Annotated in this window: 34 protein-coding genes and 2 pseudogenes; 28 read left to right on the top strand and 8 right to left on the bottom strand. The window is 34.6% G+C overall.

The genetic code is table 11. From position 1 onward, the window contains the following. Positions 1-103 precede the first annotated feature (103 nt). From BR65_RS08750 to BR65_RS08710, 9 genes and pseudogenes are all read left to right on the top strand, one after another. Positions 104-937: a histidinol-phosphatase HisJ family protein gene (locus BR65_RS08750; protein ID WP_034537933.1), complete on the top strand. Its 834-nt coding sequence runs from the start codon at positions 104-106 to the stop codon at positions 935-937. Between the two features lie 127 nt (positions 938-1,064). Beyond that, positions 1,065-1,706, top strand: coding sequence for a DUF1349 domain-containing protein (locus BR65_RS08745; RefSeq protein ID WP_034537931.1), 642 nt, complete (start codon positions 1,065-1,067; stop codon positions 1,704-1,706). A 125-nt stretch (positions 1,707-1,831) separates the two neighbouring features. Further along, positions 1,832-2,791: pseudogene (locus tag BR65_RS13650) on the top strand (IS30 family transposase). A gap of 459 nt (positions 2,792-3,250) precedes the next feature. Then, positions 3,251-3,823: a Dps family protein gene (locus BR65_RS08735; RefSeq protein WP_034537929.1), complete on the top strand. Its 573-nt coding sequence runs from the start codon at positions 3,251-3,253 to the stop codon at positions 3,821-3,823. Between the two features lie 183 nt (positions 3,824-4,006). Then, positions 4,007-4,714, top strand: a complete 708-nt coding sequence (locus BR65_RS08730; protein WP_156098860.1) for a Crp/Fnr family transcriptional regulator — start codon at positions 4,007-4,009, stop codon at positions 4,712-4,714. Positions 4,715-4,942: 228 nt separating this feature from the next. Continuing rightward, complete coding sequence (locus tag BR65_RS08725; protein ID WP_034537925.1) at positions 4,943-5,281, top strand: hypothetical protein; 339 nt, start codon at positions 4,943-4,945, stop codon at positions 5,279-5,281. Further along, positions 5,266-6,120 (top strand): prolipoprotein diacylglyceryl transferase, encoded by an 855-nt coding sequence (gene lgt / locus BR65_RS08720; RefSeq protein ID WP_034537923.1) that lies wholly within the window; start codon positions 5,266-5,268, stop codon positions 6,118-6,120. Before BR65_RS08725 ends, lgt begins: the two co-directional genes overlap by 16 nt. A gap of 146 nt (positions 6,121-6,266) precedes the next feature. Continuing rightward, positions 6,267-6,500, top strand: a complete 234-nt coding sequence (locus BR65_RS08715) for a heavy-metal-associated domain-containing protein (protein ID WP_003125439.1) — start codon at positions 6,267-6,269, stop codon at positions 6,498-6,500. A 319-nt stretch (positions 6,501-6,819) separates the two neighbouring features. Next, positions 6,820-8,682 carry a heavy metal translocating P-type ATPase gene (locus tag BR65_RS08710; RefSeq protein WP_034537920.1) on the top strand — a complete coding sequence of 621 codons (1,863 nt, stop codon included), beginning with the start codon at positions 6,820-6,822 and terminating at the stop codon, positions 8,680-8,682. A 627-nt stretch (positions 8,683-9,309) separates the two neighbouring features. Here BR65_RS08710 and BR65_RS08705 read toward each other — a convergent pair. Both BR65_RS08705 and BR65_RS08700 read right to left on the bottom strand, forming a co-directional pair. Then, positions 9,310-9,750, bottom strand: coding sequence for a hypothetical protein (locus BR65_RS08705; protein ID WP_034537918.1), 441 nt, complete (start codon positions 9,748-9,750; stop codon positions 9,310-9,312). 5 nt (positions 9,751-9,755) lie between these two features. Beyond that, positions 9,756-10,682: a hypothetical protein gene (locus BR65_RS08700; RefSeq protein WP_034537916.1), complete on the bottom strand. Its 927-nt coding sequence runs from the start codon at positions 10,680-10,682 to the stop codon at positions 9,756-9,758. Between the two features lie 128 nt (positions 10,683-10,810). On the opposite strand from BR65_RS08700, the gene BR65_RS08695 reads away from it, so the two are divergent. The 4 genes from BR65_RS08695 (at position 10,811) to BR65_RS08680 (ending at position 13,259) form a co-directional block, all read left to right on the top strand. Beyond that, positions 10,811-11,659 carry an AraC family transcriptional regulator gene (locus BR65_RS08695; protein ID WP_034537914.1) on the top strand — a complete coding sequence of 283 codons (849 nt, stop codon included), beginning with the start codon at positions 10,811-10,813 and terminating at the stop codon, positions 11,657-11,659. A 247-nt stretch (positions 11,660-11,906) separates the two neighbouring features. Further along, complete coding sequence (locus BR65_RS08690) at positions 11,907-12,104, top strand: helix-turn-helix transcriptional regulator (protein WP_034537912.1); 198 nt, start codon at positions 11,907-11,909, stop codon at positions 12,102-12,104. A 2-nt stretch (positions 12,105-12,106) separates the two neighbouring features. Beyond that, a complete protein-coding gene (locus BR65_RS08685; RefSeq protein WP_034537910.1) occupies positions 12,107-12,550 on the top strand; it encodes a hypothetical protein in 444 nt (147 codons plus the stop codon). A gap of 157 nt (positions 12,551-12,707) precedes the next feature. Beyond that, the gene (locus BR65_RS08680; protein ID WP_034537908.1) at positions 12,708-13,259 is read left to right on the top strand and encodes a tyrosine-type recombinase/integrase; all 552 of its coding nucleotides are present in this window, start codon (positions 12,708-12,710) and stop codon (positions 13,257-13,259) included. A 55-nt stretch (positions 13,260-13,314) separates the two neighbouring features. Here the strand turns inward: BR65_RS08680 and BR65_RS08675 are convergent, their stop codons facing one another. Beyond that, positions 13,315-13,533, bottom strand: coding sequence for a hypothetical protein (locus BR65_RS08675; protein ID WP_007725640.1), 219 nt, complete (start codon positions 13,531-13,533; stop codon positions 13,315-13,317). A gap of 121 nt (positions 13,534-13,654) precedes the next feature. Further along, positions 13,655-13,846, bottom strand: a pseudogene (locus BR65_RS08670) (helix-turn-helix domain-containing protein); the annotation flags it as partial. A gap of 159 nt (positions 13,847-14,005) precedes the next feature. Here BR65_RS08670 and BR65_RS13985 point away from each other — a divergent pair. Next, a complete protein-coding gene (locus BR65_RS13985; RefSeq protein ID WP_169741899.1) occupies positions 14,006-14,176 on the top strand; it encodes a hypothetical protein in 171 nt (56 codons plus the stop codon). A 235-nt stretch (positions 14,177-14,411) separates the two neighbouring features. Beyond that, positions 14,412-14,894: a DUF5626 family protein gene (locus tag BR65_RS08665; protein WP_034537905.1), complete on the top strand. Its 483-nt coding sequence runs from the start codon at positions 14,412-14,414 to the stop codon at positions 14,892-14,894. 1 nt (position 14,895) lies between these two features. On the opposite strand, the gene BR65_RS08660 is transcribed toward BR65_RS08665, so the two are convergent. Next, entirely contained in the window at positions 14,896-15,408 is a 513-nt protein-coding gene (locus tag BR65_RS08660; RefSeq protein ID WP_034537904.1) for a helix-turn-helix domain-containing protein, read from the bottom strand. A 269-nt stretch (positions 15,409-15,677) separates the two neighbouring features. On the opposite strand from BR65_RS08660, the gene BR65_RS08655 reads away from it, so the two are divergent. Beyond that, the gene (locus BR65_RS08655; protein ID WP_034537903.1) at positions 15,678-16,310 is read left to right on the top strand and encodes a hypothetical protein; all 633 of its coding nucleotides are present in this window, start codon (positions 15,678-15,680) and stop codon (positions 16,308-16,310) included. Positions 16,311-16,358: 48 nt separating this feature from the next. Continuing rightward, positions 16,359-16,634 (top strand): hypothetical protein, encoded by a 276-nt coding sequence (locus BR65_RS08650; protein ID WP_034537902.1) that lies wholly within the window; start codon positions 16,359-16,361, stop codon positions 16,632-16,634. A 64-nt stretch (positions 16,635-16,698) separates the two neighbouring features. On the opposite strand, the gene BR65_RS13475 is transcribed toward BR65_RS08650, so the two are convergent. Further along, on the bottom strand, positions 16,699-17,004 hold the full coding sequence (locus tag BR65_RS13475; RefSeq protein ID WP_051932720.1) for a hypothetical protein: 306 nt from the start codon (positions 17,002-17,004) through the stop codon (positions 16,699-16,701). Between the two features lie 36 nt (positions 17,005-17,040). Then, on the bottom strand, positions 17,041-17,346 hold the full coding sequence (locus BR65_RS13470; RefSeq protein ID WP_051932719.1) for a hypothetical protein: 306 nt from the start codon (positions 17,344-17,346) through the stop codon (positions 17,041-17,043). A gap of 297 nt (positions 17,347-17,643) precedes the next feature. Between BR65_RS13470 and BR65_RS08640 the strand changes: the two genes are divergently transcribed. The 11 genes from BR65_RS08640 to BR65_RS08595 all read left to right on the top strand — a co-directional run bounded on the left by BR65_RS08640 (position 17,644) and on the right by BR65_RS08595 (position 23,883). Then, complete coding sequence (locus BR65_RS08640; RefSeq protein ID WP_034537901.1) at positions 17,644-17,850, top strand: hypothetical protein; 207 nt, start codon at positions 17,644-17,646, stop codon at positions 17,848-17,850. A 49-nt stretch (positions 17,851-17,899) separates the two neighbouring features. Further along, positions 17,900-18,157 carry a hypothetical protein gene (locus tag BR65_RS08635; protein WP_156098859.1) on the top strand — a complete coding sequence of 86 codons (258 nt, stop codon included), beginning with the start codon at positions 17,900-17,902 and terminating at the stop codon, positions 18,155-18,157. 435 nt (positions 18,158-18,592) lie between these two features. Continuing rightward, a complete protein-coding gene (gene yidD / locus BR65_RS08630) occupies positions 18,593-18,856 on the top strand; it encodes a membrane protein insertion efficiency factor YidD (protein WP_425304615.1) in 264 nt (87 codons plus the stop codon). Positions 18,857-18,882: 26 nt separating this feature from the next. Then, positions 18,883-19,203, top strand: a complete 321-nt coding sequence (trxA, locus tag BR65_RS08625; protein ID WP_034537898.1) for a thioredoxin — start codon at positions 18,883-18,885, stop codon at positions 19,201-19,203. Positions 19,204-19,221: 18 nt separating this feature from the next. Beyond that, on the top strand, positions 19,222-19,527 hold the full coding sequence (locus tag BR65_RS08620; RefSeq protein WP_034537896.1) for a rhodanese-like domain-containing protein: 306 nt from the start codon (positions 19,222-19,224) through the stop codon (positions 19,525-19,527). Continuing rightward, positions 19,527-21,179: an FAD-dependent oxidoreductase gene (locus tag BR65_RS08615; RefSeq protein WP_034537893.1), complete on the top strand. Its 1,653-nt coding sequence runs from the start codon at positions 19,527-19,529 to the stop codon at positions 21,177-21,179. The genes BR65_RS08620 and BR65_RS08615 overlap by 1 nt, the downstream gene beginning before the upstream one ends. Next, positions 21,179-21,475, top strand: a complete 297-nt coding sequence (locus BR65_RS08610) for a rhodanese-like domain-containing protein (protein WP_034537892.1) — start codon at positions 21,179-21,181, stop codon at positions 21,473-21,475. The genes BR65_RS08615 and BR65_RS08610 overlap by 1 nt, the downstream gene beginning before the upstream one ends. Beyond that, entirely contained in the window at positions 21,475-21,735 is a 261-nt protein-coding gene (locus BR65_RS08605; RefSeq protein ID WP_034537890.1) for a metal-sensitive transcriptional regulator, read from the top strand. The genes BR65_RS08610 and BR65_RS08605 overlap by 1 nt, the downstream gene beginning before the upstream one ends. 315 nt (positions 21,736-22,050) lie before the next feature. Beyond that, positions 22,051-22,470, top strand: a complete 420-nt coding sequence (locus BR65_RS08600) for a MarR family winged helix-turn-helix transcriptional regulator (RefSeq protein WP_034537888.1) — start codon at positions 22,051-22,053, stop codon at positions 22,468-22,470. A gap of 2 nt (positions 22,471-22,472) precedes the next feature. After that, positions 22,473-22,580 (top strand): SDR family oxidoreductase, encoded by a 108-nt coding sequence (locus BR65_RS14155; protein ID WP_169741898.1) that lies wholly within the window; start codon positions 22,473-22,475, stop codon positions 22,578-22,580. 334 nt (positions 22,581-22,914) lie between these two features. Beyond that, on the top strand, positions 22,915-23,883 hold the full coding sequence (locus tag BR65_RS08595) for a linear amide C-N hydrolase (protein ID WP_034537885.1): 969 nt from the start codon (positions 22,915-22,917) through the stop codon (positions 23,881-23,883). A gap of 262 nt (positions 23,884-24,145) precedes the next feature. Here the strand turns inward: BR65_RS08595 and BR65_RS08590 are convergent, their stop codons facing one another. Next, complete coding sequence (locus BR65_RS08590; protein WP_034537884.1) at positions 24,146-25,621, bottom strand: flotillin family protein; 1,476 nt, start codon at positions 25,619-25,621, stop codon at positions 24,146-24,148. Positions 25,622-25,638: the final 17 nt, after the last annotated feature.

Below are 25,638 nucleotides of genomic sequence, written 5' to 3'. Positions count from 1 at the left end.
TACATAAACGTATTTAAAATCGTGAATCATGGGAAAAAGTAATGCATGAGTACCATAAAGAAAAAATGGCAAATAAAATTTAGTGATTTGAAGGAGTTTTTTGATGGTTTATGTAGATTATCATGTGCATAGTGATTACAGTGACGACTCTTGGTATTTAATGGAAGATGTTGTAAAAGATGCTATTCAATTGGGATTAAAAGAGATTTGTTTTACAGATCATGTTGATTATGGGGTTAAATCCGATTGGAAACCAGAGGAAGAATTTCAAGTAGGTAAGAATAAAAATGTTAAAAATGTTCATTATGATTTATATTTTGCAGAGCTAGATAAACTTGCTAAGAAATATAAAAAAGAGATAGACATAAAAAGAGGATTGGAGTTTGGTATGCAAGTCCATACGATTCCTCAGTTTGAAGAACTTTACCAGTCCCAAGATTTTGATTTCATTTTATTATCGATACACCAAATTGAGAACAAAGAATTTTGGACAGGAGAATTTCAAAAAGGACACACTCATAAAGAAAGTTATGATAGATACTACGATGAAATGTATCAATTGGTCACTACTTATAAAAATTATAGTGTGTTGGCGCATATGGACTTAGTGAGACGTTATTTAGATAAAGAAGTCGATAGGTTTGAGTACAATAAAGATAAAATAAAAGAAATATTAAAAGTAGTTATAGCAAATAATAAAGGAATAGAAGTAAATACGTCCTCTAGTCGTTATGAGATTAACGGATTGACACCTTCCATAGAGATCCTAAAACTATATCACGAACTTGGCGGTAAAATTATTACGATTGGCAGTGATAGTCATAAACCAGAACATCTAGGTTTTAATATTAGAGAAGCTAAAAAAATATTAAAAGATATCGGCTATACTCAATTTTGTACTTTTGATAAAATGGAACCTATTTTTCATCAGTTATAAAAAAACTTTTGTGCATTCCTAGAGAACTCCACAAATACCTCAGAGTATACTACTATAAGGCGAAGAGTCAGTAAAATAAGAAAGCACTATACTATTTGGATAAAAGATACAGAAAGGTGATACGTTTATGAAGAAAGAGTTGATACTTTATGAAAATTTTGAAAATGAGAGTTTAGGTAATTTGTTAAGGTGGCGTTGTGAGCCTAGAAAATGGTTTTTAGACACTAGTTCTTCTCAGCTTGTTTTAGAAACGGATGAAAAAACAGATTATTGGCAAAAAACACATTATGGTTTTCAAGCAGATAATGGACATTTTCTTTATACAAAAACAAGTAAAAATTTTAGAATGACAACAAAAGTAACGATTACACCGAAGAATAGGTACGATCAAGCAGGACTGATGATACGAATTTCTGAGAATACATGGATTAAGACCTCTTTGGAATTTATACCAGATGGTTTAAGTAAGCTAGGTGTAGTTGTCACCAATCGAGGATATTCAGATTGGTCAACAAAATATGTAGACTGTGAAGATACAGTACAATTATACTATCAACTATCTAGAATTGATCAAAATTGTTATGTTAATTATTCATGGGATGGGAAAGAATGGTTTCAAATTAGAATTGCCCATCTAGACATTCCCGATGGATCACCTATACTAGCAGGTGTTTATGCATCTAGTCCTCAAGACAAGGGGCAAGAAGTTCGCTTTGACTTTCTTTCAATAGAAGAATTGGATAATGATCCAAGAGCAGCTTATCTATAACACTGTTAATTCTATTTACTTTTTAATAGACGCCGATTGTAGAATTAAGCTAGACAAATAAAAAAGCCATTCGTGGTACACTCAAAATGTAATTCCGACTAAAGAAGACATAGGAGTGATCACGAATGACCTACACCCATCTTACCACGGATGAATTGGTGATGATAGAGTCTTATTACCACAAAAATATCCCAGTTGCGAAAATAGCCGCTTATTTAAAACGAACGCGAACACCCATTTACAACGTCATTAACTTCTTGAAAGCAGGGCATACGGCACTTGAGTACTTCCAACAGTACAAGGAAAACAAGAAGCGTTGTGGGCGTCGCAAAATCGTGCTTTCAAAGAAATAACAGGCCTATATCAAAAAGAAAGTCACTCAAGGTTGGACTCCTGACGTCATTATTGGTCGGGCGGAAGAGCCTGTTGCGTGTTCCGTTCGTACTCTTTACCGCCAGTTCAAAGAAAAAATCTTTGATGAAACCACACTTCCAATGAAAGGGAAAAGAAAACCAAATGGTCATAAAGAACGTCGGGGAAAACAATCTTTCAAGCGGAATATCACAGAAAGAGAAAAAGATTATCCCCAGTTTAAAGAAGAATTTGGCCATATCGAAGGCGACACCATTGTAGGTGTCCACCATAAGAGTGCTGTTATCACTTTAGTGGAATGTCTATCTAAAGTCATTATTACTTTGAAACCCAATGGACGAAAGGCCAGCGACATTGAAACAGCCATGAATTACTTGTTTCACGGTATTCCAAGAAACTTATTCCGTTCTATCACCTTTGATTGTGGAAAAGAATTTTCTAACTGGAAATCGCTATGCAACCACCACGATATCGCCATTTATTTTGCGGATCCTGGAACACCTTCACAACGCGCTTTAAACGAAAATTCTAACGGTCTCCTCCGAAAAGATGGATTACCAAAAGAAATGGATTTTAATCAAGTCGACCAATTGTTTGTTTCATCCGTTGCAGATAAGAGAAATACTATTCCCAGAAAGTCATTGAATTATCAAACACCATTGGAAGTATTTTTGAGTTACATGAGTGAAGACGTTCTGTCTAGCTTAATTTGACAAATCAGATAAATAAAAAAATTCTTTTCAATTTTTATTTATGGTATGACATAAATAAAGTAAAGTTATTCGTCTAGGTTAATCTTATTAATACTCTTTCTCACTAGTGTTGCATGCAACACTAGTGAGAAAGAGCATTAAATATACTGCAAGGCAAGACATTTGGTAATTGAAGAATAACAAGCAAAAAAATAGCAGTCAGGTCTCTTGACAAAGTATAGTTGCTATTCTTTTTTTAGGCCCTACTTTAATGAAATTTTTGTTTGGAGGGAACGACTTCATTCCTTTGATTATTTCAGTTGAATTTAATAGAGAAGCCTGGCGTCTATTAAGAATTACTTTTCTTGATGAGCGTCAATTTTTTTAACGGAAATCTATCCTATACTAAATTCAGTAAAGGAAAAGGAGGAATCAAAGGAAGCTATTTTAAACAAACCAAAATTATAGGAGGAATAGATCATGACTGAAAATAAAGCTTCTCAAGAAAGAACACCCCAAGAAAGATTTCAAGAAGAACAAGAACACAAGGAACATGTCCATCATACAAAAATTAATGCAGCGGCCATTTCGGATCATCTTTTAGGGAACATGCATACTTTACATGTGAAATTGCACCAATATCACTGGTATGTAAATGGCGCTAATTTCTTCACCCTGCATGAAAAATTTGAAGAATTGTATAATCAAAACGAAGAATGGTTCGACAAACTAGCAGAACGCTTGATTATTTCCGGTCATAAACCGGCTTCAACCACCGCTGAATTTGAAAAATATTCCATGCTTTCAGAAGATGCCATCAATAAATACGCTAAAGCAGAAGACATGGTTGAAAATATTATCGAAGATTTCAGAAGTACCCGTGAATTAACGATTCGTGCTATTCGTTTAGTACAAGATGAGGGTGACGATGCTTTAGAAGATACACTGATTGCTTTTAAAAATGACTTAGATAAAAACATTTGGATGCTGCAAGCGTTCATTGGCAAAGAGGCATTGGAAGACGACGATGCGTTTGATGAGGATGAAGATTAGGTTTTTCGTAAACATACATTTAAAAATTAAAGATTTTGGGGTTGGGACTCTTTCCAGCTCCTATTTTTTTGCCGTTAAAAAGACTTTTCTTGATGAGCGTCAATTTTTTTGAGGTAGGGGGCCTTTATACTAAATATAGGAAAGTTAAAAAAAGGACAATAAACTGATAAAGGGGAGAACGAATTGACTCAATACACCCAACCACATGCAGCAGGAGACCACTCAGCTTGTATCCGCTTAGTCCCGATATTCAATCATTTGGAGGAAAGCTCGATGGATCGCATCGCTGGAAAAGCTCACACGAATCACTATCAAAAAGGGGAGTTTCTGTTTCGCTCGCAAGAAAAAGATGATGCCTTGTATATTGTGAATCGCGGAAAAGTCCGCATCTATCGCTTGTCTGATTCTGGCAAAGAGCAACTAGTTCGTATTTTGAATCCGGGTGACTTTACGGGAGAATGGACGTTGTTCAATCCTGATGCTGTGCACGAGGAATACGCAGAAGCTACTCGAGATACGTCTGTCTGCATGATTCAACAACATGATGTACAAGAGTTTCTAAAAGAGTATCCTGCAATTTCGTTAAAGCTGCTAGGAGAGATGTCGCAGCGGTTAGAAAGCTCCGAACGTCAAACCGCACAAGTAGCCGTGGAGAGTGTCATTACCCGTTTAGTTTTGTTTTTGGCAGAAAATGTGGAACCTGAAATGGGCAACTCTCCCACCATCACCCTGCCGATGGCAAAAAAGGACATTGCTTCCTATTTAGGAACGACACCTGAGACCATCAGTCGCAAATTTGGAGAATTGGAGGACGAGGGATTGATTCAACAGCTGTCTGGGAAAAGGATCAAGATTCAGGATTTAGATGATTTATTGCTTTACAGCGAATAATCGGACACACTTTTTTCTACACGTTGGTGTTCTGTCGCTCTTCATTAACAACGGGACAGAACTCAGTGCTTTTGCTTCCATCTGTCCGTTTTTGGCTTTTTTAAGACAGAACGACCTTCATTCATTGGAAAAATAAAAGCACAAACATGATAACCCTCAAGTTTTTTTGTTTTATTTTTCTTTAAGATAGGGTTGTCGAACAAAACGTAAAAATAAGTAGGGGTGAATGTGCATTATTTTTGGGTGATAGTTGCCATCACGTTGTCAGCAGCGGGTGCATTCTTTGTCGTCCCTTTCACCAAGAACACGATTGGCGGCGAAGCAAAAACGTCTAACGTTGTTGAGGCAGATAGGTTAGCTATGGAAAAAGAAGAGGAAGTTGTAAAAGGAGCCGGCGTAATCGGACACGGAAAAGTGGCGTATTACGAAGCGAGTGACCAGGGAGCTAAAAGTGTATTCACTGTTTGGTTTCCATGGAGCTTAGCCGGAATCTTGTTCAGCATCACCATGACTAGAATGACGCGAAAAATTGAAGAAATGGAGCAAATAGAATGGAATTCGTATTAGGCGTTTTGAATCCCCATGCGGTGGAGATTGGTTCTGTTGTGATTCATTGGTATGGAGTCATTATTGCAGCGGGCATATTAGCGGCTCTCCAGTTGAGCACCAAGGAAGCAAAGAAAAAAGGACTGGAAGAGGATACCATTATCGATATGGCCTTATGGGCAATTCCGATTGGACTCCTCGGCGCTCGGCTTTATTATGTGTTATTTGAACTTGGTTATTATCTGCAAAATCCAGGACAAATCCTTGCGATTTGGAATGGCGGCATTGCGATTTATGGGGGATTGATTGCAGGAGGGGGTACGCTATATTGGTATGCAAAGAAAAAAGGTACTTCTTTGGCACTCGTTCTTGATATTTTAGCGCCCAATGTATTGTTAGCCCAGTCCATTGGTCGTTGGGGCAATTTTATGAATCAGGAAGCTCATGGTGGACCGGTTACTCGTCAATTCTTGGAAAATCTTTATTTACCTGAATTTATCATTGAACAAATGAATATCAATGGTACCTACTACCATCCGACTTTTTTATACGAGTCATTGTGGAGTTTGTTGGGCTTTGTCCTCATCGTCACTATACGGAACCGAAAACAGCTTTTGCGTCAAGGAGAAGTCGCTTTGAGTTACGTTTTGTGGTACTCAGTGGGTCGGTTCTTCATTGAAGGTATGCGAACGGACAGTTTATGGATTGGCGAGTGGATCCGCGTTTCGCAAGCCTTGTCTCTGGCCCTGTTTATTGGCGCGATTGTAGTATGGTTTATACGCAGACAAGACTATCCACCAATTTCTTATTATTCTGATGGCAATAAGGGGCAGAAAAAGGCTATTAAGATGGTGAATTGAGCAAAAAGATAAAAAGAAGTGCAAAACTTGATATGCGTCAATTTTCGTTTGCTAAAAGTGAGCTATACTACAGTTGTAAAGAGGAAAAGGCAGTGTTCATTAATCTGCTGCCGATAAAATAAAAACACATAAAGGAGATAGGAATTATGGAAAAAGCTATATTGCAATTAGAAACGTTGTCTTGTCCAAGTTGTATGCAAAAAATTGAAGGTGCCTTGAAATCAGTTAACGGTATTGATAAAGACAGCATTAAAGTATTATTCAACTCCAGCAAAGTCAAAACCAATTTTGATTCAGCTGTCACTTCGATTGAAGAGATTCAAAAAGCTATCGAAAACGTAGGCTATCCGGTCCTTAAAGCAAAAGTCAAGGCCGCTTAACAGATTAAATGAACTAGGCAATTCTGGAAGAAAAGCTATTTTTCCGGGATTGCTTTTTTGTTGCAATCCGATTCGAGGTGCTTAGAAACGATAAAAGAGAACTTTCTAAACTTGATAGCCGTCAATTTTTATTCGATAAAAAGAGGGTATCGTTATAACTGTAAAGAGGAATAAGTGTCATTGAGGCTGTTAGATCAAAAAAATAGTGAAAAGGGACACGTATTTTTTCAAAACTTGATGTCAGTCAATTAATTACTTAGGCAATTATCTTATACTGTGTTTATCAATAAAAGAGAAATTAAATTTGGAGGGAAAAAGCATGCAACAATATATATTAAGCAAGAAAAATGTTATCACCGTCATCAGTGGATTGTTAATCGCACTCGGTTTCTTCAGTCACTTTGTTTTAGAAAACGTAGGACTTTCAGAGTGGTCTTTGATCATCGCCTCTGTCTTTGGGATTACGCCAATTGCCATTCAAGCGTTTCAAGCAATGAAAGTCAAAGTCATCAGTATTGATGTCTTAGTCAGTATTGCAGCGATTGGTGCGCTTTTTATTCAAAATTATGAAGAATCGGCTATTGTCACGTTCTTATTCTTATTCGGACACTACTTGGAACAACGAACATTGAACCAAACGCGATCTGCTATCAAAGAATTGACTGAAATGGCACCCGAAAGCGCCTTGAAACAAATGGATAATGGCGAATTTGAAGAAGTAGAAGTGGATGATGTAGATGAAGGGGATATCTTGCTCGTTAAAACGGGTGCGAAAGTTCCAGTAGATGGCACAGTCCTTACGGGTGAAGGGCATATCAATGAAGCTAGCATTACAGGTGAAGCTGTTCCGGTCAACAAGCTAGCTGATGCAGAAGTTTTTGCAGGAACCATTTTAGAAAACGGAACGATTCAAATCAGAGCTGACCGAGTTGGTGAGGACACCACATTTGGAAAAATTATTGAACTCGTGGAAGAAGCACAAGATTCTAAATCCGAAGCGGAACGGTTCATTGATCGCTTTTCTAAATACTACACACCAGCTGTCTTGGTTCTGGCAATTGTTGTATGGGCGTTCAGTCAAAATATTGAGTTAGCAATCACCATCTTGGTTCTAGGTTGCCCAGGCGCATTAGTTATCGGAGTGCCTGTCTCAAACGTTGCCGGTATTGGGAATGGTGCTCGTAACGGTGTTCTTTTAAAAGGGAGTGAAGTCATTCAAGACTTCAGCAATGTGGATACAATTGTATTTGATAAGACAGGTACTTTAACTGTCGGAAACCCAACCGTTGCAGCGACTGAACTGTATGAAAAAGATTCTGCTGAAACGCTTGGCTATCTGGCCAGTGTGGAACGGGAATCAGATCATCCATTAGCAAAAGCGGTCTTAAATCAAATTGGAGAAACAAACTTTTATCCTGTTGAAGGAACTGAAGTCGTGAAAGGCGGCGGAATCGTTTCAAGTGTAGCTGGACATAGAGTGGCTGTTGGGAATGTGGCCTTGATGGAAAAAGAAAATGTCACTCTCAGCAAAAAAGTGCAAAAAGATGTCAAACGGTTTGAACAACAAGGGAACTCTCTCGTTTTGACAGCGGTCGACGGTGAATTAAAAGTACTGATGGGCATTCGCGATCAAGTCCGTCCGGGTGTGAAAGCTAATTTGCAGGAATTAAAAGACTTGGGCGTGAAAAATCTAGTCGTTCTTTCAGGAGATAACCAAGGAACCGTTGATGTGGTCGCCGGCGAACTTGGTTTGACCGAAGCTCACGGCCACATGTTGCCGGAAGACAAATCGGCTTATATCGGAAAACTTCAACAACGTGGTCAAATTGTAGCCTTTGTTGGAGATGGCGTTAACGATAGTCCGTCCTTAGCTTTAGCAGACATTGGCATCGCAATGGGAAGCGGAACGGACGTAGCGATTGAAACATCCGATGTCGTTTTAATGAACTCGAACTTCAGCAACTTGCCTCACGCATTAGGAATAGTAAAAGCCACCGCAAATAATATGAAACAAAATATCGCGATTTCAATTGGAGTAGTGTTGGTCTTGTTGACCAGCGTCTTCTTCAGCGAATGGATGAATATGTCTATCGGAATGTTGGTTCATGAAGGTAGTATCCTGGTGGTAATTTTCAATGCCATGAGATTAATGAAGTATAAGTTGAAAGGTCGAAAAGAATAAAAAGAAGTATCAGCACCTGCAGAGACAGTAAAAATATCTTAAGAATAAACTAGAAGAGGCTGGGACAATAGTCCATCCTTGAAATGACAAAAGCGGAAACTCCCAGATTTAAAATTCTGGGAGTTTCCGCTTTTTTGAGTTCTTGAAAAAAAAATAAGAGTATAGAGTATGGTCTTTATAAAATTAATTTTCGTGTGAATGATTAAAAAATCTAATAATAAAATTTAAATTCCTATTAAGTTTTAACACATGAAATTACATAAAATAGTGTGTTAGGAATCCTAATTATACAGGATTATTTTTTTTATATTTGAACACAACAGTATTATAGAATTACTCATTATACAAATCAGAGTTCTATAGGTTTTATTAAAAAAACATAGTATTTTATCTTTTATTGTAACGTAAATTTCAAGTTAGTCACCCAGTTGAATAAAATACTTCCTCGTTTAAAGGTCACTTGTTCAATCGGCTTTCTATTAATCAATTAAAGCACTACTATTTAAGCAAAGATACATTTGATAAAATAGGTGGCTAACTTAAACTTGAAATTTACTATTACTTAATTCTGTCATATGGCGATTCACTATCTTTGATTGTGTAGTAAGTATAATAAAATCGATATTATCATTTTGTAATTGGAATCATGATATCTAGTATGTTTTTTGCCTTATAGTGTTCTATAAATGGAAATGACCAATTGATATCCTCTTCGTAATGACCAATTAATAACTGATAAGCTGGACCGATTTTTTCATATAGTTCTGGTGGATCAAATTTGAGGCGTAATCGTATATAAGTTCCTCCCTCAAATTCGAATTGATCAAATCCAAATAATTCTCCATGATCACTTTCCAGAACGAGTGTACATACCCTGTATAATTTGCTCTCTCCATAATCTAGTCCATACATTTTCCTGCCTGTTAAAGAAGGAAAGCGGGCTTCAAATGTGGGCCAAGCTTTTTTTTGATTGTCTATATCATTCGGTATTTCTATATAAAGAAAGTTCATTTTTTCGACAGTAACCTCTTGTATAATCCCCAATTCTGTATTAATGGTTTTATCCATAATTATCAGTCTCCTTTATATTGAATACATAATGTTCTAAATAGTTCATCTAGTTTAGCAATGTCCATAAGTGTATTTGCCAAGTTGGTGTATTCTTTTTTCATGCTGTCCAAGTGTGCTTGTCCAAACGAAATAGCCAATTTCTCCTTAATTTCGGCTCTAGGTAAGTCAAATTCTTTAAGGAACTCACTCATATATAAATTTCTAGCAGAAGCTAATCGAAAACTAAAATAGTGATGAATTTTTTGTTGCTGTTGATTTAAACCATTTGTTTTAATCGCATTCGCGTAATACTCTATTACTTTTGTATCTCCCTGTTCATAACGAGTTTTCATAACAATTGATACGCAATGAAAAATTTCTTTAGCAGTGGGTGTTTTAGTTCGGTATAAATTTCCCCACATTGAAAATGATCCTCTTTTATAATCAACATCTTCGGCTCTCCAAGCTTTTACAAACTCTTCAAATCTCATTTTCATATAAGGATAACCAGCAGGGTCATGTAAATAGATATAATCATTTTCTAGATTTGTTACTGAAACAAAATGATCAACTCCGCTTTGATTGATAGAATTTGGATTGTAGTTTAAGTGTCCCATATCTAAGGGACCAACAATAACTGACCCCCTTCTCAAAAACTGTTCTAATTTTTTCTTACTAAGTTCGATGGAATTTTCGTCAATATCAGTTAAGTAAAATTCTTCATAATTGAATCCAAGCATAGTTAAAGAGTTACTAATAGATAAATCGGGTAGTCCGTTGTCAAAAAAAACTAATGGGTGTTTTGTATTCTTATCAACAAAGCTTGCCCCATTACCCATTACCATTAGGGCTTCTATATACTCAGGTTGAAAATGATACCCATAAGACTTTAGCACCATAGCGACTGAGTTAGTGTAGCATAAAGGTACATCTCCAATAAATGAATTCATTTTAACACCTCCTGATTAGATTCTATCTTTCTTCACGAGTTCTTTCCCGTCATTTTCTGTACAAGAAAATTAGGATTTTACAATCTTTTTCAATGCTAGTATGATACTTACAAAAGGAAGTGTATAAAATGGATGATTTATTAGAGATTATAAACCGCATTGAAAATAATATTGACCAAGACATAAACTATACTCAACTTTGTAAAGGTTTGAGTATAAGCAGCAGTTCTTTACAGCGTGTGTTTCCAGTGCTCTTTAATATCACACTTTCTGATTATATTCGAAAAAGACGATTAACAAGAGCTGCTTTTGAACTTAAACACACACAACATAATATTTTAGAGATTGCTTTAAAATATGGATATGAAACGCCAGATGCTTTTACTGTTGCTTTTAAAAAACAACATGGGGCTACTCCGTCCGCAGTCCGTAAAGATGCTCCAATTAACCTATTTAATTCTTTAGAATTAAATTTATCAGTCGAAGGAGGGAACAATCTTCCGATAGAAATAAAGGTACTTCCTGCTTTTTATGTGGCTGGTATTTCAATAGAAACGACTATCATGAATCCCGATATTTCAATTCTTTGGAATCAGTTATCTCATTCTGACTTAATTGACGATTTAATAAATCTTAGTAGTGGAAGAAGCTTCGGAGTATGCTATGGAATCACAGATGATGGGAAAATTAAGTATATGGCTGGGTGGGAAGTTGAAAACCCAGATAAAGTTAACCATCTACCTGTTGAAGTCATTCAGGTAAAATCATCAACATTTGTTATCATCCCATGTAATGGAAAAATCCCCGATTCAATACATAAAGCGTGGAATTATATGTGGAAGAACTTCTTCCCGGAAAGTGGTTATACATATTCTGGAGACGTCGATTTAGAATTCTACCCCGAAAAAGTTACTAATTCTAATGAATATCAAATGCAGATATGGGTCCCAATAGAGAAAAATAACAATATAGCGTAAGCAAATATTTTTTTATTATTTAACAATACATGAAATGAGATAGTTTCATGTATCCAGAACCTTGTTTTAGCAGGGTTCTTTTTTTATTGAACTATATGATAATTTCATCATTTTTGAACTCTTTAATGGTTATAATAACAGTAAAAAAATAAAAAAACTGCCGATTCATTTAAAATATTGTATTATTTTTAATAAATGATATAATTTACTTATTGTAATATATATTTGTCATATCTGGAGGAATAATATGGCTAAGAATTTAAGATTAAAGGCAGCACGAGCAAAGAATGATCTATCTCAACAGCAATTAGCAAATGCTGTCAATGTTACTCGACAGACCATCAGCGCTATTGAAAGAGGAGATTACAATCCGACAATCAATTTGTGTAGAGAGATTTGTAAAAAATTGGATTTAACTTTAAACGATTTATTTTGGGAGGAATAAACATGAAACAATACGATGAATACCAGAAATTAATGCGATATAAATATGGCTATTATTCGTTTATTTATTTAATCAGTCTATTAGTACTAAATTATATCCTTGGCTTATTTTTTAATTTTCAATGGGGAGCAACCAAAGAGACAGAGATGCTGATTATAATGTTTGTAGTCGCCATCTTTTATGCGAATATAAGTGTCTATCATAATGCCTATTTTCGTAAAAAAGATGATAAAAAAATCTACTCTTGGCTACTTTTAATTGTAGGTTTGTTAGGCCTATATACAACTTATCAAACTTTTTTAGTTAGACCTGAAGAAATAATGATAAATGGAAAAATAAATGAAGGCGCTACTCAATTTTTTTCAGGAATTCTGTTTGTATCTATCCCCATTACTTACTTTATAAAAAATAAAATAGATGAAAAAAGAGAGAGAAAAGAAGGGTAAATATTCAGCAAGTAAACAATACATGAAATTGTATAAAAACGTGTATCCGGAATCCTATTCCCATAGGGTTATTTTTTTGAATCGCCCTACAATACATGATTATGTGGTATACTAAATAAAATCATGTATCTCTTTTGTGAGAGGAGAGGGCTTTTAAATGAGTTACAACGTCCAACCATTACGCACTCAACAAGAAATAAACGACTTTTTATTCTGTTTAAGACGCAATAAAAATGCAGATCGGGATGTTTTTCTATTTTTGATTGGCATTAATAGCGGTTTGCGCATGTCGGATATCGTAAAATTGAAGAAACAAGAACTGATTTCCTCCAAAAATCCCCGTATTGTCGAAAAGAAAACGGGTAAGATGCGTATTTTGTATTTGAGGAGTCTGCAGGACTTAATCCAAGACTATACAAAAGACTTAGCGCCAGAGGATTATTTGTTTCCTAGCACCAAAGGTGGTCATATAGAAGTCAATACGGTCTACCAGATGTTTCAGAAGGTCGCTAAACTATTAGGAAGAGACGATATTGGCACACACACGCTACGGAAGACGTTTGGTTACCACTATTACAAGAAAACCAAAGACGTGGCGACACTGATGGAAATATTCGGTCATAGCAGCGAGAAAATAACGAAGCGCTATATCGGAATCAATGAAGATGAAATCAGTGAGACTCTATTGAATTTTAGACTAGGTTTTTAGTACTTTTAAACTAGAAAAAGCCGACAGATTAGGTTCACTGTCGACTTTTTTTATCTTAACAAGCAAGAAAATTCATACTAATGTCATTATAAAGCTGTTTAGCTTCTTCTTGTTGTTGGATGAGATCTTGTTCCTTATCATGTGTTCCAAAAAAGACAATCTCAATGTCAGTTAGAACATTTCTAAGTAAGTCGTTCTTTCTACAATTACTTAATTTTTCTGACTGAATAATCGCTTTATAATTAGCCTGAGAATCTCCAAGTGTTCCTATCATAATAATCATTCCTTCTGGTTAATTTTCTCTTTTAAGTATAAATAAATTCAGTTATTATAGCTACCTCTTAATGAATAATTAATTTTTTTTCAATCGAATTAGATCTATTTTTTTAGGGCTTCTCTTTTAATAAATGATCAATTGAAACTTGATAATAGGTACTTAATTTAACCAGATTATCCAAATCAGGATAGCTAATGTCATTTTCCCATTTTGAAATGGATTGTCTTGAAATATGTAACTGTTCTGCTACATCATTTTGCGAATACTTTTTTTTAACTCGACTACTTTTTAGTTTTTCTCCCAATAACAATGTTATTCCTCCTTGCTTATTACTTATATCTATCATAATGAAAGTAAGGAAGTATGACTATAACGCAATGGTTTACATGGTAGCAACCATTGCGTTCTTTTCGTTTCATAAGATAAGATAGATAATTTGATTATGAACTACTAGGTTAGGAGAATGGTTATGGGAGATATCATAATGAAAAAAATAACTAAAAGAAGCTGCTATCAATTTTTGTCTCTTCTTATTTTTTGTTTAGCTATTGTTACTGTATTAAACCAAAAAATCAGCTTGGGATACGCTCTAATTATTATTGGTTATTATTTACTGAGAAAATCAGATCTAGTTGACTAAAAAAATAGAAATAGAAAGGTGATTTAATGCAACAAAAAAAATTGAAAATAATCCTAACTACACTAATAATAACTATGTTAATTTTTGCAATAATTGGAATAATAACCTTTTTACTTTAATCGAAATTTTCAGCTTCAGAAGAAAAACTAATTAAACAAAAGAGATAACTATCCCAAATAAAGGATATACATATCAGTTTATCACTACCGGTATTATAAAAATTGGAGGAATACATTTGAAAAAAATCATTTTTGCTCTAAGTTTTTTCACTATTTTTACTCTTAACAGTACAACAAAGGTACAAGCTGAAGAACTTTTAACTACCCCCGTGAACAGTGTAAGTTACGATATAGATCAAGGTGGACTACAAGAATTTGAAGTTGGAGATTCCCCTGATGAGACCTACACTATTACCATTGAAGAAGAACCTCAATATTCTATTATGGCAAGAGGTATCAAAAATAATACCTATAAAGTCACAAAAGAACGAGCTCTGCAATGGAAAGTAAGCTATAAAATAGATATAAAAGGAAACTCTATTACTAAGGCGCACTCACCTTCTATAAACAATTACATAGGAAGTGTTCGTAATTCAAGTTTGAAAGTGGATAATTCTAAACAAGCTACTTACTACATAAATATGATTATGCTAAAACTGAACAGCCCGGTGAATGTTCGTGCAACACTTCAAAATAATAAAATTAATGTAACCTATTGAATTAATCAACTAATTCTACGGTAGTGGTCCCCCAACCTAAATAATTACCTATCGTAAAGTAGAGAGCATAAGCGTTCATTATAATACAACAAACACACGCTAGATAAACAAACTTATAGAGTGTGTTTGTTTTTTTGTTTCTCTTAATAATAATAGGGGCTAGAATTAAACCAAGTGGGGGGATTAAACTTCCTATAAAAGCAAGAATTAACAGGATTAAACCTTCGTCTTTATCCGTATTTCCACGAATGAAATCTAATTTTTGAACATTTTTTTCTATTTTAACTTCATTTTCTTCAATCTTTTTTTTTAGTTCCTGATTTTCTTTTAGTAATTCGTCAATCGAAACTTCGTAATAGGTACTTAGCTTTACTAAATTATCTAAATCAGGGTAACTATTGCCATTTTCCCATTTTGAAATGGACTGTCTTGAAATATGTAAATGATCGGCTACATCTCCTTGCGAATATCCTTTATTAACTCTACTTGCCTTCAATCGTTCCCCTAAGGCCATAATTATTCCTCCTTCTGTTCTTCTTTGTTCTATCATACCGAAAGTGAACATCATTGACTATAAGCTATTAGTTGCCTTTTAGCACCTAATGGTTGCTAATTTGTAAACCATTGCGTTCTTTTCTTTTCGTAAGATTCGATAGATAATTTAAACATGAACTACTAATCTTAGATGGTAGTAACCAATGGTTGATAAGATGTATAAAATAAGGAATAATAGTTATTTAGTGAGGATATATAATATCATAAGGAACTACATGGAGGAATATCGTGAGAGATAAAAAATTACTGATCTATATTTTACCTTTACTCATACTTGGAGTTATTGGTTGTATGAACACCAAAGAAAATATGCCGAAAACTGAACAATCAGCCGATACAAAGAAAGAAAGAGATTATGGGTCTAAGGAGAATCCAGCTTCAATAGATGAAAAAATAATTGTGGATTTTGATTATTATCAATCAGATAATTCCTCAAAAATTGTTAACTCTAAAATTGAAATTAATCTCTCAAATTATATTACTGGAGAAGAAGCTTATAACCAATTATTGATTGCTTCTCCACTAAACAAGAAAGCACCAGAAGGATTCCAATGGATTATTTTCGATGCTTCTATAACCATGTTAGAAGGTTCAAACAAGCACCCTTTTAACTCATTTCCACTTATTAAGTCTATTTCTTCCAATATAGAGACTTCTCCTAGCGTACCTGCTTATGTGTTGGAAGATAAAATAAGAGATTACCCTTTATATGAGGGTGAAACTATATCAGGTAAAATTGCAGGTTATATCCCACTTAAAGAGGGCTTTACTATACAATATATAGATAATATAAATAGTGTTAAAGATGTAGTACAAAGTAAACATAATTTTAAAATTGAATTATATTTTAATGGAGTATAAAATAAACTATTACTCAAAGAATTCTATTAGAATAGGAGTTAAATCAATATGGATAATGAGAAGCTAACCGCTCCAGCGATTAATGATTTCCCTGAATATAACGAAGATACTCAAAATTACTTATGGCCAATTGTAGTAAAGTACTATGGGGAACCCGATATTGAACTTTACTGTTCAAAATCAGAGATAATAAAGGCGTTTAATTTATTAGATACATTATATGAAAATGATTCAGCTGAAACGATTACGATAGATACTCGTACCTTTGAATTGAAAAATTTAGATTCCATCCATTTTGAAGGTCGAACTTATGATTTTATTTAAAGAAATGTGTCTATTTTAATAAAAAAAACTATTTCTACTTTTAATTAAAGTAGAAATAGTTTTTTTATTTTCCTAAGGTTACTCCACCAGCTGAACTACCTGTAGATTTAGTACCCAACTGAGTGGTAACTTGACTATCTAACTTAACAGAAAAATATTTTTTTGAGCCAGTGTATGTAGAGTAAATTCCTCCACCATACTTACTCGGAGATTTATATGGAAGGACAGTAGATGAGAACCCTTTATGGCCTTTCAGTGTTGCTTTAGTAGATATTTTAAGCATTGGCATATTAGAAGTTACAATATATGTTGTATAAGCTGTAGTAGTATTCTGTTTTTTCGTAGCTCCCGTTATAGTAATGATATTCATTATAGCTCTTTGATTAAAATTACCTGCAGTATCAGGCTATTGAACTTCGGTAGATTGAAAAAATTCATTATCTTCACTGAAACCTTGACTTAAAAAGAATGATTGATCCTCTTCTGAAAGTTCTTCAAAAGGAACGCTCTCTTGCTCAATGTCTTCTTCTATTTCATCATCTTCTGTGATATCTTCTTCTACAGTTTCTTCTATGATATCTCCTTCAGTTACAATAGTTTCTGAGATATCTTCTTCGGTTGCACTATTTTCTGATGCACTAACTTTATTATTTGGAAATATAACTACTACTAAACTAAGTAACGCAATAAATAACAACATCTTTTTCTTCATAAACATTTTCTTCCTCTCGATATATAGATACTTTATTTTTAATAAAAAACTTCTTCTATCCTCCTTAATTTGTTAGCTTAATTATCTCTAATTCTACATAAAAAGTAACGCACCTATTGGTTTAAATCTAGCACCTGTTAGTTTACATATAACCCATTAACCAAAGTACTTGTAACTCTGATTAATTTAAAATTAGTAGTTTCTAAATTATAAAAGCTAGTTGTAGGCATATATTTAGCCCTATAACTAGCTTTTATTTATGCTTAAGGAAAAATAGTCAAGAAAAGTGGAATGATTATGTCGGATCGTTTAGCGTTAGCTTTAAGAATTTTAAAAGGGAATAAAGTTCTTTTTCACCTTACTGAAGAGAAAAAAGAAGTAGAAATTCTGGTAGAGAGCTATATATTTAAAGATTTGAAAGAAAATATAAGCAATGAAGAAGGTTATTATTTACTTTTAGAAACAGAATCTAATGGAGTTGTACAACATGGAGAACTCATCTAATACATTTCATGAATAGTTATTGGAAACATTGCACGAGAATGAATTAGCGTTGAATTTAAAGGACATAAAGCTAAAAAATAAGCTTCAGCGTAGTTTGCAAATTTTAAACAATCTCTTAGTTGATGATTGCTTTAGTAGCGAAGAAGGTATTTCTATTTCTAATTGGACGAATAATTCAGAAAAAGTTGAAGATAAAATAAACTCTTTATCAGAAGTAAAAAAAACTTCTGGGAGGTTGATTGATCAAATAGATTTGATTATTAAACAAACTACCGAAAGAAAAGAAGAAAAGACTGCTGATGAATGATTAAAAGAAAAAGTTAAATATCGCGTGTTTGATAAGGACCTTAATCAAGAATTAAATACAGAAAAAACAAAGAATATCATTAAACTAAACGAAAATGAAAAAAACAATAAATGTTTTTTCAAAACAATTTTATTCTGATACAAATAAAATATCTTTCCTATCGTTATGAAAACAAACGTTAATTTTGGTCGGATTATCAAAGTAACCGGATGAGAACGTTGATTTATTAACAATGTTTCTATCCGGTTATTTTCTTTTTATTTGTACTTTGTATTATAGACTATATCTTTAAATCAATTTTTAAATTTTCTAACTATACAAAGGTTACTCACCATTTTTTACAGTAATCGATTGAGATGGATTGGGGAAATTCACATTCTATTTAAGACTTTTTTCAAAAAAACTCTTTACATAACATACTGGAGGGGGTATATTATGTATACGGATGGGGGTATTAATTTGAGAAAATTGTTTATATCAAGTATTAAAGGATATCAAAAAGGAATCTCATCTTTATTTCCGCCTAGCTATCGATATTATCCTACATGTTCTGAATATACTATTGAAGCGATAGAAAAACATGGATCAGCAAAAGGAACATTAATGGGAGTATCACGTATTTTACGTTGCCATCCATTTGTCAGGGGCGGTTATGATCCTGTTCCCAATAAATTCTCACTTAAAAGGAATACAAAGTAAATTTCTATAAGAAAGGAAAAATAACTATGCCTATAAAAGTAACAGATTCAACTTTACTATCAGAGGTACAAAAAGGAATAACGCTTGTGGATTTTTGGGCGCCATGGTGTGGACCGTGTAAGATGTTAGGACCTGTTTTAGAAGAGTTGGAAGAAGAATTAGCACCAAAAGTTAAAATAGCTAAATTAAATATTGACGAAAATGAAATAATTGCTAATCAATTAGGTATTAGAAGTATTCCAACGATGGTTTTATATCAAAACGGTCAACCGCTAGAGAGAATTGTTGGTTACAAGCCTAAAGAAGTATTAAAAGACTATTTAATAAAGAAAATAGAAGATAAATAAGAATAAGGAGGAATAAAAATGTTTTTTAAAACAGTACCGTCCATCTCAACCAGCGAACTAGAGAAAAATTTAGCAGAAAAGCCAGTCATCATAGATGTACGTGAAACTCATGAATTTCAAGGAGGCCATATTCCTGGAGCTAAAAATGTCCCATTAGGCAAGATCGCTAGTTATACCCCTGTAGGTAAAACGTATGTGATTTGTCAATCAGGTATGCGCAGTAAAAAAGCTTCAAAACTTTTAATGAAACAAGGATATGATGTAGTGAATGTTCGTGGTGGTATGTCATCTTGGACTGGAACTAAAAGGGGAGGAAAATTATAATGAAAATTGTGATTATAGGAGGAGTAGCTGGTGGAATGTCAGCAGCTACTCGTTTAAGACGTTTAAACGAAAATGCAGAAATCATCGTATTGGAAAAGGGACCTTATGTATCATTTGCTAACTGTGGTCTGCCATATTATGTGGCTGGTGAAATTGAAGAACGCAGCAGTTTATTGGTACAAACGCCAGAAGCTTTGCGAGCACGTTTTGAACTAGATGTACGTCCTGATAGTGAGGCAGTATCCATAGATGCTTCTCTAAAAGAAGTAACTGTTCGAACAGCTGAAGAAGAGTATACGTTAACTTATGATAAATTGATTCTTTCTCCTGGAGCTAAAGCGTTTATCCCACCAGCTAAGGGGCTAGAAGAAGCTAAGAACATTTTTACATTGCGTTCTGTTCCGGATGTAGATGGAATTACTGCTTTCATGGACACTCACCATCCTAAAAAAGCTGTAGTCATCGGAGCTGGATTTATCGGTTTAGAGATGGCTGAAAGTTTGGTTCATCGTGGACTAGATGTTACAATTATTGAAAAAGCACCACAAGTTTTGCCACCTTTGGATGAAGAAATGGCTGCTTACATCACTAAAGAATTAAAGGCGAATGGTGTTAAATTATATACAGGATTGGCTGCTGAAGCTTTTGAAGAAGAAGGAAAAGTGGTTGTGCTTGAAAATGGGGAACGCTTAGAAAGCGATATAACATTAATGTCAGTAGGGGTTAAGCCTGAAACAACTGTGGCTTTAACTGCGGGTGTTGAAACTGGTGTACGTAGTGGTATATTAGTAGATGAGAACTATGAAACAAGTCAAAAAGATATTTACGCTGTTGGAGATGCTATCGTAGTGAAACAACAAATCAATGGGGAAGATACGATGATTGCTTTAGCTGCTCCAGCTAATCGTCAAGGCAGACAAGTTGCAGATGTTATTAGTGGATTGTCTCGAAAAAACAAAGGTAGTATTGGTACCGCAATTGTTCGTGTATTTAACCAAGTAGCAGCATCCACTGGATTAAATGAAAGACAATTAAAATCAGCAAATGAAACATTTGAAATTGTTCATATTCAAGGAAAAAGCCATGCAGGGTACTATCAAAATGCTGGTACGATTTTATTAAAAGTACTGTTTAATCCTGAAAATGGAAAAATTTATGGTGCCCAAGCTATTGGTGAAGATGGAGTAGACAAACGCATCGATATCATTGCAACGGCTATCAAAGCAGGTATGACTGTTCAAGATTTGCCGGAATTAGAATTTACTTATGCACCACCATTTGGATCCGCAAAAGATCCTGTAAATATGGCGGGGTATGCTGCTTTAAATATTATTGAAGGAATTAGCGAGTCAATTCAGTGGCATGAACTAGAAGAGAAACAAAGAGAAGGCTATTTATTGCTTGATGTACGTAATGAAGGAGAACTTGAAAAAAATGGTCGCTTAAGTGGGGCCATGAATATTCCTCTTGATCAGTTACGTGAGCGCTTGTTAGAAGTACCTAAAGAGCAACCAATTATTGTAAGTTGTCACAGTGGGTTACGTAGCTATATCGCTGAACGGATATTAAAACAAAATGGATATACGGCTAAAAATTTAGATGGAGCATTTGCTCTTTATTCAACAGTCAGATCAGAAAAGGTGGTAAAATAATGTATCATTCAATATCAATGCCAGAGTTTGAACAAAAATGGAGAAAAGAAACACTTTCATTAGTCGATGTACGAGAAATCGATGAATGGGAATCTAAACATGTAGATGGTGCTGTTCATGTACCTTTAAGTGATTTATCAAATGGAAAAGAAAAGTTAAATAAAGAACAGGATTATTATGTGATGTGCCACTCAGGAGCTCGTTCTGCAATGGCTTGTCAGCAGCTAGCAAAAGAAGGATACAAAGTAACGAATGTTATGGGCGGTATTTCTGCTTGGAGAGGAGAAGTGATTTAATGGAATACAATGTGAAAATTGTGAATCGATTAAAACGGTCTGATGGCCAACTTCATGGGGTACTAAATATGATTGAAGAAGGAAGAGATTGTGCAGCTATAGTTACTCAACTATCAGCTGTGCGTGCCAGTCTTGATCGTGCTATCAGTTTGATTGTTGCTGAAAATTTAGTGGAATGTGTGCAGGAAAGTATAGAAGAAGGAAGTACTGGAGAAGAGAGTATCCAACAAGCCATTAGTTTGTTAATGAAAAGTAGATAATAGCAGTGGCTTAAAAAAATATTTTTCAAATTTTAAATAGTTCAAAAATAGAGGATAGGTTATAAATCCGTTCTCTATTTTTGAATTTTTTTAGTTTTTCTTCATTTACATAGTCAGAAAAAACTTTTACTAATTCTTCTGTTTCTTTTGAGAGTCTAATTGAATAGACCGTTCAGCTCGATTAATTTCTTGTGGCGTAGTATCAAATCGATTCGAGTAACCTTTACTATTTGGAATTCGGTCATCATGAATGGACAAAAATTTTTGTGTTCGATAAGATATAGTTAGTCAGACTAACTATAGTGAGGTGTATTTATGAAAGAAAGTATATTGGATAGTAGGGATGTTGTTTCAAGATTTTGCCGTCTCCAGATGAATAAAAAAATGGCTATACCTATAAGAGCCAGCGAGATGGGTGCATTAATATATGTGCAAAAAAGTGAAGATAAAGTGACACCGCTTATGATAAGTACTTTCTTGGGAATAGCCAAACCTTCTGTTACTGATATGGTTAATGCCCTAATTAAAAAAACTTATTTAGTTAAAGTACCCTCTGAAATAGACAGAAGAAGTTATACAGTAGAAATTACTGGAAAAGGCCATGAACTGCTTGAATCTACAGCTAAAGAATACCTTGGAACCATGGATTTTCTTGAAGAAAAAATGGGGTATCAAAAATTTAGTTTATTTATTCAATTGCTACAAGAAGCCAATGAGCTATTAAGTGAGGAGTAAGAATGATGAAGGTATTAGTAATCGGTGCATCAGGTAATGTTGGAAGGTATGTAATAAGAGAATTAGTGAAACTTAATGAACCAGTAGTGGCTGCAGGTACCAATATTTAGAAACTAAAAGATTTATTTGGAAATCAGGTTGAACCTGTCTATTTAAAATATAGAAATTATTACATTAAAAAAAGAGGTTTAGACAAAGCTTATGTTAACGTGACAGTAGCGTTATATTTTATGACAAGAATGGGGACAGCTAAAGAAATGACTAATCATTTTTATGAATTAACTCGTAGAAAGCCTCGCACATTTGAAGAATTTTCCAAGGATAAATTGAAATACTTCTATTAACAAAATAGTTTTGATCTACCCCCTAACATAAAATGGAAAATTTTTTTACATTTTCAAAAATGAGGTTAACCAACTATTTAATAAAAAGGGGACAAACACGATGTGTACAACAATTGGATTTTCTTATCAAGATGGAATAATTTTTGGAAGGACTTTAGAAGTTAGCGTAAAACTAGATAATAAAATTCTTTATATCCCAAAAGACAATAAAGAATTTCTTAAAGTAAAAGGTAGAGAATTTTCTACAAAATATGCAACTATAGGAACTGTTTTTTTTAACATTGCTTCTTTAGGAGATGGAATTAATGAGATGGGGCTGATGGGTTCTAGTAACTTGTTTCCGGGATATGCTTCCTTTGCGAAAAAAGCTGTAGAAGGAAAAATAAATCTCATTACATCAACAGCTTTTGATTATTTGCTGAGTAGATGTAAAAATGTCGCTGAAGTAAGAGAAGAAGCTGAAAAGCTTATTTTACTGGAAAAGTATGAAGAAGGGGGACAGCAAGCAACGAACAACCACTTCTTCTTTATGGATTCTAAAGGCGGAAAAATTGTTTTAGAGCCAAAAAATGGACATTTAATTCCTTATGATAATCCTTATGGTGTTTTGACGAATGCTCCCGAGTTCCATTGGCATGAAACCAACTTGAAGAATTACTTGAATATCAGACCAGAAAATATTGAAAACAGAGACTTCAATGGTACTGTAGTTTCAAAGTTTGGGGAAGGGAGTGGAGCAGTCGGTCTTCCAGGTGATTTTACGCCTCCATCGCGTTTTGTACGTTCTGCTTTTTTTGTAGCCAGTACACCTAAAGATTTAGAACGTCAAGCTGCTATCTTACAAGGGTTTCGTATCTTATCGCAAGCCGATATCCCAACAGGAGCGGTAGTAGATCTTGAAAAAGGTCACAAAGATGAAACGTTATATACATCGATAATGGATACCCAAAAAAAAGCATACTTTATCAAGTGCCACGATAATAACACTATTCAACCATTTTATCTTGAAGACTATCAAGAAAAATCCGATATCACATTTATTGAAATTGAAAAAGAGATGTCTTTGTAGAAAAAAAGAAACTATTTAATGAAGCAAATGGAACACTGAAGTGCCAACGCTTCGTCATTCGCATTGAATTCAATGCAAACTACAAACAAACCCTATTCCGCCAGAAATATCCTGTAACTAATTTAACTAAGCTATCAACACTAAAAAGTATAGAGCCCTGATTAGCTGCTTTTTTGGAACTTCTTTGATTTAATTATAATACACGAGGCGGAATCGAACCGTCACAAAGCTCCTAGCCGTGCATTGATAAATAGTTAAATGATTATTTTGAGTCGTTTGTGATAATTGGTTCTTCAGCCACGATAGGTGTTTGAGTGAGGGTGTCATTTAAATTGCTGATTTGACGACCCACATTCTTTGTTCCAGCAAATGAACTGATTAAATTGTTGATGTCTAAGCCTGTTGCGTCTTTAAATGCTTCTTGAGAAGCGGCCAGTGTGTTTAAGGCTGTTTTGGTAATAGCTGATGCACCATTTCCGTTTCCGCTGTCGACAACTGTAATTTTGTCAATGTTACTCAATGGTTCAGCAGCAGCACGAATAATTGCAGGATAAGCTTCAATCAGTAAGGTTGCAATAGCTTCATCGCCATATTGTTTCAAAGCTTCAGCCCATGCTGTCTTGCTATCTGCTTCAGCTTTACCGATCAAACGAATACTTTCGGCTTGAGCCATACCGTTTAATTCAATTTCTTTGGCTCTCGCTTCAGATTCTGCAATAGCTTTATTTTTATCGGCTTCCGCGCGTTGCTCAACAGAGTAACGTTCAGCATCAGCTTTCTTACGGACAGTTGCGTCGTATTCGCGTTCTTGTTTAATGGTTTCTTTTTCTTGCAACTCGATTTGTTTTTCACGTTCAATAATTTGAGCGTTACCTTCTTCGATGATAACTTTTTTCTTTAATTCAGCTTTCTTTAAGTCATATGCACTTTCAGCTTCGGCTTTTGCGATATTTTGTTCTCTTCCGTATTCAGATATGCGAAGGCTTTTCACTTTTTCAGCTTCGGCAATTTCTGTTTGTCGTTGCAATTCAGATTCTTGAGAGAGTTGCTCAGCTAGTGCACGTTGAATACGTGTTTCTTTATCTGCATTTGCTGTTTTGATATCTGCATCTCGTTTCACTTCAGCAATACGTCCTTGGCCTAATGAATCTAGGTAACCGTTTCTGTCCGTTACTTCTTTTACTGTAAAAGATAAAATAACTAGTCCCATTTTAGCTAAATCACCAGATGCTTCATCTTGAACATTTTGGTTGAATTTATCACGGTTTTGATAAATATCTTCAACAGTCATGCGACCTAGAATTGAACGTAAATGTCCTTCTAAGACTTCTTTTGCTTCGCTTTCAAGTTGTTCTGTTGATTTACCAAGATATTGTTCAGCAGCTGTTGCGATGTCTTCTGATGTAGATCCAATCTTAATGATAACGGTTCCGTCAACTGCGACTGGAACACCTTCCTCGGTATACACTTCGGGTGTACGAACGTCTAATTTAGACGACAGTAGCGATAATTTATGAACGGATTGAATAATTGGCCAAACGAATGTCCCGCCTCCGCTAACGATTTTCATTTTATTGCCCGTATTGGGATCAACATAAACATTTTTATCACCTAATGCTGTACCACTGATAATTAGGGCTTCTGCAGGTGAGGCTGTACGGTAACGACTGACCAATGCGACGAGTAAAACGACTGCGATGACGATAGCGCCAATGGTTGCAAATAATGTTGAATCCATGTGTACATTCCTACTTT

It is taken from the genome of Carnobacterium inhibens subsp. inhibens DSM 13024, assembly GCF_000746825.1.
GTDB classification, from domain to species: Bacteria; Bacillota; Bacilli; order Lactobacillales; family Carnobacteriaceae; genus Carnobacterium_B; species Carnobacterium_B inhibens.
The sequence above is the reverse complement of the archived record's forward strand: the minus strand, read 5'-3'. Positions and strand labels throughout refer to the sequence as shown.

What these genes read in the sequence shown, in the direction of transcription:
- BR65_RS08595 (WP_034537885.1), top strand. Translation starts at nt 22,915, where the DNA reads ATGTGTACAACAATTGGATTTTCTTATCAAGATGGAATAATTTTTGGA.
- BR65_RS13985 (WP_169741899.1), top strand. Translation starts at nt 14,006, where the DNA reads ATGGGAGATATCATAATGAAAAAAATAACTAAAAGAAGCTGCTATCAA.
- BR65_RS08705 (WP_034537918.1), bottom strand. Translation starts at nt 9,750, where the DNA reads ATGGATAAAACCATTAATACAGAATTGGGGATTATACAAGAGGTTACT.
- BR65_RS08695 (WP_034537914.1), top strand. Translation starts at nt 10,811, where the DNA reads ATGGATGATTTATTAGAGATTATAAACCGCATTGAAAATAATATTGAC.
- BR65_RS08620 (WP_034537896.1), top strand. Translation starts at nt 19,222, where the DNA reads ATGTTTTTTAAAACAGTACCGTCCATCTCAACCAGCGAACTAGAGAAA.
- BR65_RS08610 (WP_034537892.1), top strand. Translation starts at nt 21,179, where the DNA reads ATGTATCATTCAATATCAATGCCAGAGTTTGAACAAAAATGGAGAAAA.
- BR65_RS14155 (WP_169741898.1), top strand. Translation starts at nt 22,473, where the DNA reads ATGATGAAGGTATTAGTAATCGGTGCATCAGGTAATGTTGGAAGGTAT.
- BR65_RS08675 (WP_007725640.1), bottom strand. Translation starts at nt 13,533, where the DNA reads ATGATAGGAACACTTGGAGATTCTCAGGCTAATTATAAAGCGATTATT.
- BR65_RS08605 (WP_034537890.1), top strand. Translation starts at nt 21,475, where the DNA reads ATGGAATACAATGTGAAAATTGTGAATCGATTAAAACGGTCTGATGGC.
- BR65_RS08700 (WP_034537916.1), bottom strand. Translation starts at nt 10,682, where the DNA reads ATGAATTCATTTATTGGAGATGTACCTTTATGCTACACTAACTCAGTC.
- trxA (WP_034537898.1), top strand. Translation starts at nt 18,883, where the DNA reads ATGCCTATAAAAGTAACAGATTCAACTTTACTATCAGAGGTACAAAAA.
- BR65_RS08615 (WP_034537893.1), top strand. Translation starts at nt 19,527, where the DNA reads ATGAAAATTGTGATTATAGGAGGAGTAGCTGGTGGAATGTCAGCAGCT.
- BR65_RS08710 (WP_034537920.1), top strand. Translation starts at nt 6,820, where the DNA reads ATGCAACAATATATATTAAGCAAGAAAAATGTTATCACCGTCATCAGT.
- BR65_RS13470 (WP_051932719.1), bottom strand. Translation starts at nt 17,346, where the DNA reads ATGAAGAAAAAGATGTTGTTATTTATTGCGTTACTTAGTTTAGTAGTA.
- BR65_RS08680 (WP_034537908.1), top strand. Translation starts at nt 12,708, where the DNA reads ATGAGTTACAACGTCCAACCATTACGCACTCAACAAGAAATAAACGAC.
- BR65_RS08590 (WP_034537884.1), bottom strand. Translation starts at nt 25,621, where the DNA reads ATGGATTCAACATTATTTGCAACCATTGGCGCTATCGTCATCGCAGTC.
- BR65_RS13475 (WP_051932720.1), bottom strand. Translation starts at nt 17,004, where the DNA reads ATGAATATCATTACTATAACGGGAGCTACGAAAAAACAGAATACTACT.
- BR65_RS08650 (WP_034537902.1), top strand. Translation starts at nt 16,359, where the DNA reads ATGGATAATGAGAAGCTAACCGCTCCAGCGATTAATGATTTCCCTGAA.
- BR65_RS08640 (WP_034537901.1), top strand. Translation starts at nt 17,644, where the DNA reads ATGTCGGATCGTTTAGCGTTAGCTTTAAGAATTTTAAAAGGGAATAAA.
- BR65_RS08660 (WP_034537904.1), bottom strand. Translation starts at nt 15,408, where the DNA reads ATGGCCTTAGGGGAACGATTGAAGGCAAGTAGAGTTAATAAAGGATAT.
- BR65_RS08600 (WP_034537888.1), top strand. Translation starts at nt 22,051, where the DNA reads ATGAAAGAAAGTATATTGGATAGTAGGGATGTTGTTTCAAGATTTTGC.
- BR65_RS08745 (WP_034537931.1), top strand. Translation starts at nt 1,065, where the DNA reads ATGAAGAAAGAGTTGATACTTTATGAAAATTTTGAAAATGAGAGTTTA.
- BR65_RS08750 (WP_034537933.1), top strand. Translation starts at nt 104, where the DNA reads ATGGTTTATGTAGATTATCATGTGCATAGTGATTACAGTGACGACTCT.
- yidD (WP_425304615.1), top strand. Translation starts at nt 18,593, where the DNA reads ATGTATACGGATGGGGGTATTAATTTGAGAAAATTGTTTATATCAAGT.
- BR65_RS08715 (WP_003125439.1), top strand. Translation starts at nt 6,267, where the DNA reads ATGGAAAAAGCTATATTGCAATTAGAAACGTTGTCTTGTCCAAGTTGT.
- BR65_RS08735 (WP_034537929.1), top strand. Translation starts at nt 3,251, where the DNA reads ATGACTGAAAATAAAGCTTCTCAAGAAAGAACACCCCAAGAAAGATTT.
- lgt (WP_034537923.1), top strand. Translation starts at nt 5,266, where the DNA reads ATGGAATTCGTATTAGGCGTTTTGAATCCCCATGCGGTGGAGATTGGT.
- BR65_RS08685 (WP_034537910.1), top strand. Translation starts at nt 12,107, where the DNA reads ATGAAACAATACGATGAATACCAGAAATTAATGCGATATAAATATGGC.
- BR65_RS08690 (WP_034537912.1), top strand. Translation starts at nt 11,907, where the DNA reads ATGGCTAAGAATTTAAGATTAAAGGCAGCACGAGCAAAGAATGATCTA.